The sequence below is a fragment of the Streptococcus suis genome (assembly GCF_016743335.1).
In the GTDB taxonomy this organism is placed as follows: Bacteria; Bacillota; Bacilli; order Lactobacillales; family Streptococcaceae; genus Streptococcus; species Streptococcus suis_Y.
The window spans coordinates 20868-29678 of the sequence record NZ_WCJE01000028.1; the positions used below are offsets into that span (position 1 = coordinate 20868).

Here is an 8811-nt window from a genome sequence, read left to right on the forward strand (position 1 = left end):
AAGGTATGGATTTATTTTCCACAAAAAATCGAATTCTATTAAAAGAATTGATTAAAACAGACTTTAAATTACGCTATCAAGGTTCTGTAATTGGCTATCTTTGGTCAATTCTAAAGCCCTTGATGCTGTTTGCTATTATGTATGTTGTTTTTATTCACTTTCTAAGATTAGGTAGTGACGTTCCGCATTTTCCGGTCGCCTTATTGTTAGGAAATGTTATCTGGTCCTTCTTTTCAGAGGCCACTAATATGGGAATGGTTTCTATCGTCACACGGGGTGATTTATTGCGTAAGTTAAACTTCTCTAAGGAAATTATCGTACTCTCGTCAGTATTTGGGGCAGCAATCAACTTCTCTATCAATTTATTGGTTGTTTTGATTTTTTCCTTATTTAATGGCGTACAGTTCACATGGTCAGTCGTGATGGCTCTCCCTCTTTTTGTCGAGCTATTTTTGTTGGCGACAGGGATTGCCTTGATACTCTCTACTCTCTTTGTTCGTTTCCGTGATTTAGCACAAATTTGGGAAGTGGTGATGCAGGCTGGGATGTATGCAACGCCAATCATCTATTCTCTATCCTTTGTCATGAATCAAAGCGTTTTAGCTGCAAAGCTAATTATGCTTAACCCAATGGCTCAAATTATTCAAGATATGCGCTATTTTGTTATTGACAGAGCTAATTTACCAGTATGGCAGGTCATTAACAACAAGGCTATTGTGCTGATTCCATACCTGATTCCAGTCCTTGTCTTTGTAATTGGTGTTCGGGTATTCAACAAACATTCTAAGAAATTTGCGGAGATTCTCTAATGACAGAAAATAATATTGCAGTAAAAGTAGATCATGTCAGCAAGTTTTTCAAATTGCCGACAGAGGCTACACAAAGCTTGCGAACGACTATGGTCAACCGATTTAGAGGGATTAAAGGTTACAAGGAGCAACATGTTCTCAAGGATATTTCTTTTGAAGTGGAAAAAGGAGACTTTTTCGGGATTCTTGGTCGAAATGGCTCTGGAAAATCAACGCTTTTGAAAATCATTTCTCAAATCTATGTGCCTGAAAAAGGCTCAGTGACAGTCAATGGCAAACTGGTTTCCTTTATTGAACTTGGAGTTGGTTTCAATCCTGAATTAACAGGGCGTGAGAATGTGTACCTAAATGGGGCTCTTCTTGGTTTTTCACGTGAAGAAATTGATGCCATGTATGATGATATCGTCGATTTTGCAGAATTACGCGAATTCATGAACCAAAAACTAAAAAACTATTCTAGCGGGATGCAGGTTCGTCTAGCGTTTTCTGTAGCCATCAAGGCACAAGGAGACGTTCTCATATTGGATGAGGTGTTGGCGGTGGGCGATGAAGCCTTCCAAAGAAAATGTAACGATTATTTCCAAGAACGAAAGAAAAGTGGTAAGACAACCATTCTGGTTACCCATGATATGGGTGCAGTTAAGAAATATTGTAACAAGGCAGTCCTAATTGAACATGGCTTGGTAAAGGCTATTGGAAACCCAGAAAATGTGGCTAATCAATATAGTTTTGATAATACTATAACAGTTCAACAAGAAAATTTAGAGGAAGCCAAAGGCGTAGATTCTGAATCCGCAGAAGCAAAAGAAGTGCAGTTGGTTGAGAATTTTAAGTTGGATTTATTAAGCCCAAAACAGATTTCCCCTAAAGATACCATTCATTTTAAGATGGAGTACACTGTTTTACAAGATATTGAGACCTACATGGCCTTATCTCTGACAGACATTGATCGTAATATTTGGATTTATAATGACAATTCAATGAATCAACTCCAAATAGGAAAAGGGAAAAAGGTAGTGCATTACTCTTGTTCTTTGCCTAATGTTAATGATTTAAAATTGAAGCTAGAAGTTACGGTTCGCGATAAAGATGGGAAGATGTTGGCTTTTTCGGATGCGACGCAGACGCCGATTATTATGGTGAATCGAACAGATATTGCACCAGATGATTTTTCTGCTTTAGATTCAGCAAGTGGCCTCATTCAGCGAAATGGTAGCTGGACTTTTACAAATAACTAGATAGAGGATGAATGATGGGACAACCGACAGTATCAATCATTTGTACGGTATATAACAAGGCGCCGTGGTTGGAAAGGGTTATTGAAGGTTTTCTAGCACAAGAAACAAATTTTGAAGTAGAAATTATCCTTGTCGATGACTATTCAACCGACTCATCCAGAGATATTATCCTATCGTATCAAAAACAATATCCAGAAAAGATTCAAATGATTTTAAATGAAGAGAATCAAGGAATTTCGCGAACCTGGGTATCTGCTTGTTTGCAAGCTAAGGGCAAATACATTGCTCGTTGTGATGGAGATGATTTTTGGTTAGACCCACATAAACTTCAAAAGCAGGTGGACTTACTAGAAGGACATCCGGAAGCTAAGTGGTCAAATACAGATTTTGATATTTATGATGAGGATGGACAGTTGGTGTCCAGAGCAGGTTTTGCTAGTGGGAGTATTCCATTAGCGGATACCTATGCTAAAATGTTAGCGACACGTGGGTTTACCATGGCATCGACCTGGTTAGTAGAAAGAGAACTGATGTTAGAGGTTAATCAGGAGCTGGATTTGACTACTGCTGATGATACCTTTAATTTACAGCTCGATTTATTTCAACGAACACAGTTGCTGTTTTTACCAGAAGCAACAGTTGCCTATACGATTAACCAGGGCTCTGACTCACGACCGGTCGACTTTGCTAAAATAGAGAATCGCTTCCAAACCTTGTTGGAGACTCAGAAATTCTATCTAGACAAATACCCAGCTAGTCACTATCGAGAAATGATCGACATTCTTTTGGAACGAAATAACACTTATGAACTTGTTTTAACTAAAAAAGAACGCGGTCTTGCGCAAGTTGGCATTCAAGAAGTTACCATCTATTTCGACAAGGAAGGGTCTGAATTTTGTCAAGAAAATACACTTCGCTATCCTTTGTTGAAGCATGATGAGCTTCGATTTAGCTTGCCTGATAACTGCCAAAGAGTGCGCATTGATTTGTCAGAACAACCAAGCTTTTATAGCAATGTTTCATTGCTTAGCCAAAAGAATCAAACAAGCTTACTTCCTGTCTATACTAATGGAATATTAGTTGGGGACATGGTTCTATTTCCGCAACAAGATCCGCAATTAATCTATGAAATCTCCTCTTTTTATGGAACTGAATTTACTTTGAAATATTCAGCATGTGAATTGGATGACCTTCAATCACCAGATTATGTAGCCAAGGTGTTAGGAGAGCAGCTAGTTGAGTTACAAGAGAAAGCCTTGGAAGGAGAGCGCATAGAGCAGCAATTTCGTGAAACAGAAGTCCTTCTTAATCAACAACAAAAAGAGATAGAAAAACTCACTGATATGTATAATTCAGTTGTTGGTTCACGACGTTGGATTATTCCAACAAAGATTATTAATTTTTTTAGGAGAAAACAATGAAGCGTTTGCTTTTGTATGTTCATTTCAATAAATATGGGCAGCTCAGTTCCCATGTTCAATACCAATTGGAAGCTATGCGCCCGCTCTTCTCAAAGATTGTTTTTATCAGCAATAGTCCATTTTCAGAAGAGGATGAAACAGTCCTTAGACAATCTTATTTGGTAGATGAGGTGATTCGTCGAGATAATATCGGGTTTGATTTTGCGGCTTGGCGTGATGGGATGACAAGCATAGGTTTCGAGGAGATAAAGCATTACGATTCACTAACCCTAATGAATGACACCTGTTTTGGGCCATTGTGGGATATGTCAGAACTTTATCAGCGATATGAAGCAGATGAAACAGTAGATTTTTGGGGAATGACCAATTTCCGAGAAACCAAACAGTTTCGTGAGCATATTCAAAGCTACTACCTGACCTTTTCAAATAAGGTGGTTCAATCAGCAGCCTTTCAAGAATTTTGGAAAAGTGTACAAAACTTTACTAATGTCCAGGATGTTATTGACCATTATGAAACGCAAGTTACAACAAACCTACTTGAAGCAGGTTTTCGTTATCAGGCGGTCTTTAACACAGTAGAAGAAGATACTGCTGGAATGCTACATCCAGATTTTTCTTACTACAACCCCACAGCTATTTTGAAACATCGGGTACCCTTTATTAAGGTTAAAACCATTGATGGGAACCAACATATAACACCATATATTTTAGAAGAGATTGCAGATAAATCAGATTATCCAGTTGATTTAATTGTGTCACATATGTCCAAAATCAACTACCCTGATTTTAAGTATCTTCTGGCACAAAAATACCTAAAACCAGGTCAAGAGCCTTATTCTAACGACGGAAGAGTAGCTATTCATTTACATGTATTTTATGTAGACCTCTTACAGGAATTTTTAACAGCTTTCGACTCCTTTAATTTTAGTTACGACTTGTTCATCACAACAGACCAAGAAAATAAGGTAGCTGAGATAGAGGCTTTGTTGTCTGAAAATGGAAGCCAGGCTCAGATTTTTGTAACAGGAAATATTGGTCGCGATGTGTTACCTATGTTGAAATTGAAGGAGCAATTACAGACCTATACCTATGTCGGACATTTCCATACAAAAAAATCCAAAGAAGCAGACTTCTGGGCGGGAGAATCTTGGCGGAAAGAGCTAATAGCTATGTTGGTAGAACCAGCGAATGATATTCTAGCCAATTTGGAACAACAGTCTGATTTAGGGCTAGTGATTGCAGATATCCCAACCTTTTTCCGTTATAATAAAATAGTCGATGCCTATAATGAGAATAGGATTGCTCCAGCCATGAATGAATTATGGCAAAAAATGGGAATGCAGAAGCAGATAGATTTTAATGCTCTTCATACTTTTGTGATGTCCTACGGAACTTATGTATGGTTTAAATACGATGCTTTACAAGCGCTCTTTGATTTGAACCTAACCGATGCAGATGTGCCAGCAGAGCCCCTGCCTCAAAATTCTATTTTACATGCCATCGAACGATTACTGGTCTACGTTGCTTGGGATAAAAACTATGATTTCCGTATTGTGAAAAATCCCAATGACTTGACAGCTTTTATTGATAATAAATTGCTCAATGAGCGAGCAGATGCTCTGCCTCACACCTATGTAAACTTTGATCATATCGGAGGAATAAAAGGTGCACTCAAATATATTGTCATTGGTCCGTTAAGAGCTATCAGATATATTATTCAGCGCATGTTGGCTAAGAGGGTCGACAAGTAGGATAAAAAAGAGAAATGATGAATACAAAAGAATTGAGTCAGACAAGGCAGAATATTTTCTGTCGCAACCCTTACTTAACACTATTTGTTTATGCATTGCTGATGACGGTCATTTCCTATATCTCCATCAACACAAACAGTCAAATCTATGACTATCCATTTCATATGGCTAGGATAGTAGGATTGGCGCAATTGATTGCTAATGGAGACTTGTTACCAAATCTAAACTTTCTGTTTACACATGGTTCTGGTTATGCAGTTCCTATGTTCTATGGCAATGGTGTTCTTTACATTCCTGCTCTGGTGTATCTAGTAACGAGAGTTGGGACAGTTGCCTTTGCAAGCTATGCCTTCATCATTATGTGGGCTACAGCAACAACATCCTACTTTTGTCTTTTATAAGATGACTCAAAATAAAACCAAGTCACTATGGTATGGCATGACAATGTCAGTAGTCTTTCCCTATTTTGGTTTTGGTATGAGCGCAATTTCTCCCTTGATTGCGCCGTTGATATATTGCATATAAAAAGTGGTTTTTCAGGATAAGTACAATCCAGTCCCATTAGGTATTATCATCGCACTGATGGTTCAAACCCATAACTAGGATTAGCTATTTCTTCGCTCATACTGGTCTTACTCTCGGTAAATAAATTGACCTTGAAAAAACACCTCGTTTGCTTTATCGGTTGTGCTAGTACTCGGGCTGTTGATTGGTTTTATCTTGCAATTTGTGGAACAAAGACTGTCGCAAACCTTCTTTGTATCTTGGGTCTTACGTGATTATCCATTTGGGGACCTCTAAAAACTCCCAAAATTGCGAATTTGGAGTTACGAAAACCTTGTTAAATCAACATTTTAAATTTTAGAAAATTAGTTTTTAGAGGTCCCCATTTAAGTCAAAAAACATTTTAGAAGCAGGGAACCTACCAGAGATCATTGTGAAATACTATTTTCCTTTGAGTCTAGTTTTTCTGGTCATTGCCTGAGTTGCATATAAATCCTCGCCCAAAATGTCTCGTTACCTACTCTTTACCTCAACAATTTTGCTGGTTTCTACTTCAGATATCTTGACTTGGTTTACGGCTCTTCGCTATACTTTTCTAGCAGTCTTTCAGTATACTGGTCGACTAGCCTACTTCTTACCAGCCTTTGTCCTTACTGCTCTGTTTTTAGCAGAGAAAAAACGACTACACAAGGTAGTTTCGGTAGTGCAGATAGGCTTTTATTTGGTGACAAATCCCTTGAGTTTTTTGCCTCAGGTGGCTACTTTCAAAGAGAAATACAATCTGACAGCGACAAACCATACTGTGATGAAACGATAAAACGAAATGGCGGATAAGGCATTTCATAACAACTTATTGAGCATTGGGTAATGAATATTTTAATCTAGATATTAGCCACAAGCATGTCCAGAATGGCACCATCAATCATTTTGTATATGATACCCAGCAGGTTAGTGTAGAAAATGTACGTCAAGGCTATAACCCTCTCATGTTTGATGTACGGTTGAGTCAAGAAGGGGAAAGTGGAGAGTTAGTCTTACCGAGGATTTGGTACAAGGGATATGTTGCTGAATATTCAGCAGGTGCGAAAGGGACGCAACCCGTGATAGCTTATGTTCCCCTAAGCAAGACAGAACTGCAACAATATAAAGAAAAGCATAAACCAAATGTCACGCAGAAAGAATTATATGATGGACGAGCAACTATATGTGACTAAAAGTGGAACGGTTTCTGTCTTCTATAAAAAAACATTTCTTCAAATTATTGGTTTTACGCTACAAAGTACAGCATGGCTCCTACTGTTTTACTTTTACTTACACTTAACATTGAGAAAGTCGGTGTGAGAAAATAGTGTCTAAATGATGCGGTTAGGATTTACAAATGAGTACAGATAGTGATGAAGAAGGAACAAATAAAGAAATACTGCTATATTCGATAGGAGAATAAATTGAAATGATAACTACATATAAACGGCTTATAAAAGAATACGCTCTCTATGTCTTGTTGAGTAAGTATCTTTTTGCTGTTCTTCTGTCCATCATGGGGTTTAAGAACCATAAGGACTGGACCTATATTCTTGTTACTATGTTGGAGGTTACAAGCATTGCGACTTTTAGCAATCTTTTGCTAAAGGAAAAAAAGCTTACAGCCTATATTGCGAATAGTCTTCTGTTATTGATTGTCAATGTGCAGAATATTGTCCTCTTTTTTGGCGGAAGTTTTACAACTTTGGTGATGGTGACCAATCTTGAATCGCTAGAATCCTTGTCTGGGCGTTTTGCTTCCATATTGTTTGGAATAATTTGCATACTGATTTTTACATTTTTACCAATTACCTATCTAAGAGCGGAAAAAATTAAATGTTCAACGGTTTTGTCGAGTTCTCTCTTGGTTGAGTTAATCGTGACCTTAATGAGTGGAAATATCTATTCGCCAATTTTTGGTGTGTATCAGTTGGCAGCTGATGCATATGAATATCAACAAGACCTAGCTAAAATTGCTAATGCTCCAAATGTTACGGACTATTTCTACAGAAATACGATACAGAATGCACGTCCAAAACCAGATAGTTTATCGGCTACACCCAATGTTGTTCTGATTTTTGTAGAGGGATTGTCACAAAACATTGTAGAAGATGAGCGAGAGATTATGCCGAACTTGAAGAAGTTCCAAGAGTCTTCCCTCACTTTCGAAAATTATTATAATCATACCTTTGCTACCTATAGAGGCTTGATTGGTCAGCTCTATTCAGGCTATCAGCTAGATAACTATGAATCTAACACCTTGACTTCCTTGCAGGGAGTGTTGGGAGATAAGGGTTATCAGACAACCTTTATCAATACAGAGCCGAACAATACCCAGTTTACATCTTATTTGGAAAGTTTTAATTTTGATACCATTGTCAACGAAAATGATTTGGCAGAAGGACCTAATGGAAGTTTAACAGACCAAGCTGCATTAGAATTGCTATATGATACCATAGAGAACCAGGTTTCCAAAAAGACCCCATTCTTAACAGCAATTTATACTTATGGTACCCATATGACCTTTGATTCAGCTGATAAGATGTTTGAAGATGGAAAAAATATCCTCTTCAATCGTTTCTATAATTTTGATTATTATTTTAGTCAGTTTCTAGAAAAATTTACTAGTAATCCAGCCTTCGATAATACGATATTGGTCTTTACAGCAGACCATGCAACCTTTGCTGATAAAGATTTTAAAGCAGCCTATCCGTCCTACAATCGTGAAAACCAAGATGTTGATAGGGTTCCGTTTATAGTCTATCATAAAGGAATTGAGGCAGAGCAAAAGGATGTCGAGGGAAGGAACTCCCTAGACCTTGTACCGACTCTATTAGATTATATGGATATTTCTGAGCCCAACTATTTCTTGGGAGAGTCACTTTTCTACTATAAAGAAAATAATAATTCATTTGATACAGTTTTCTTTGATAATGCTTATCTATTAAGTACAGATTATGGTAATATTCAACCATTATCTGAGACAAACGAAGAAACGGTCAAGGCCTTACTGCAAAAATATTTTGCAGCCAAACAGCAAAAACCGAACATCCCATAATCATCATAT

The 8811-nt window shown here is 37.6% G+C and carries 8 protein-coding genes; all 8 read left to right on the plus strand.

What is annotated here, in order from left to right:
* Positions 1–5: 5 nt before the first annotated feature.
* Positions 6–809: an ABC transporter permease gene (locus F9856_RS08440; protein WP_002942062.1), complete on the plus strand. Its 804-nt coding sequence runs from the start codon at positions 6–8 to the stop codon at positions 807–809.
* Positions 809–2047, plus strand: coding sequence for an ABC transporter ATP-binding protein (locus tag F9856_RS08445; RefSeq protein ID WP_024398761.1), 1239 nt, complete (start codon positions 809–811; stop codon positions 2045–2047). Before F9856_RS08440 ends, F9856_RS08445 begins: the two co-directional genes overlap by 1 nt.
* Before the next feature lie 11 nt (positions 2048–2058).
* Positions 2059–3468, plus strand: a complete 1410-nt coding sequence (locus tag F9856_RS08450; protein ID WP_202106339.1) for a glycosyltransferase family 2 protein — start codon at positions 2059–2061, stop codon at positions 3466–3468.
* Positions 3465–5219 (plus strand): rhamnan synthesis F family protein, encoded by a 1755-nt coding sequence (locus tag F9856_RS08455; protein ID WP_202106340.1) that lies wholly within the window; start codon positions 3465–3467, stop codon positions 5217–5219. The genes F9856_RS08450 and F9856_RS08455 overlap by 4 nt, the downstream gene beginning before the upstream one ends.
* A 17-nt stretch (positions 5220–5236) precedes the next feature.
* On the plus strand, positions 5237–5620 hold the full coding sequence (locus F9856_RS08460) for a hypothetical protein (RefSeq protein WP_024398759.1): 384 nt from the start codon (positions 5237–5239) through the stop codon (positions 5618–5620).
* A gap of 608 nt (positions 5621–6228) precedes the next feature.
* Positions 6229–6540, plus strand: a complete 312-nt coding sequence (locus F9856_RS08465; RefSeq protein ID WP_202106341.1) for a hypothetical protein — start codon at positions 6229–6231, stop codon at positions 6538–6540.
* A gap of 43 nt (positions 6541–6583) precedes the next feature.
* Positions 6584–6937 (plus strand): hypothetical protein, encoded by a 354-nt coding sequence (locus F9856_RS08470; RefSeq protein ID WP_202106342.1) that lies wholly within the window; start codon positions 6584–6586, stop codon positions 6935–6937.
* A gap of 236 nt (positions 6938–7173) precedes the next feature.
* Complete coding sequence (locus tag F9856_RS08475; RefSeq protein WP_202106343.1) at positions 7174–8802, plus strand: LTA synthase family protein; 1629 nt, start codon at positions 7174–7176, stop codon at positions 8800–8802.
* Positions 8803–8811: the final 9 nt, after the last annotated feature.

What these genes read in the sequence shown, in the direction of transcription:
- F9856_RS08440 (WP_002942062.1), top strand. Translation starts at nt 6, where the DNA reads ATGGATTTATTTTCCACAAAAAATCGAATTCTATTAAAAGAATTGATT.
- F9856_RS08445 (WP_024398761.1), top strand. Translation starts at nt 809, where the DNA reads ATGACAGAAAATAATATTGCAGTAAAAGTAGATCATGTCAGCAAGTTT.
- F9856_RS08450 (WP_202106339.1), top strand. Translation starts at nt 2,059, where the DNA reads ATGATGGGACAACCGACAGTATCAATCATTTGTACGGTATATAACAAG.
- F9856_RS08455 (WP_202106340.1), top strand. Translation starts at nt 3,465, where the DNA reads ATGAAGCGTTTGCTTTTGTATGTTCATTTCAATAAATATGGGCAGCTC.
- F9856_RS08460 (WP_024398759.1), top strand. Translation starts at nt 5,237, where the DNA reads ATGAATACAAAAGAATTGAGTCAGACAAGGCAGAATATTTTCTGTCGC.
- F9856_RS08465 (WP_202106341.1), top strand. Translation starts at nt 6,229, where the DNA reads ATGTCTCGTTACCTACTCTTTACCTCAACAATTTTGCTGGTTTCTACT.
- F9856_RS08475 (WP_202106343.1), top strand. Translation starts at nt 7,174, where the DNA reads ATGATAACTACATATAAACGGCTTATAAAAGAATACGCTCTCTATGTC.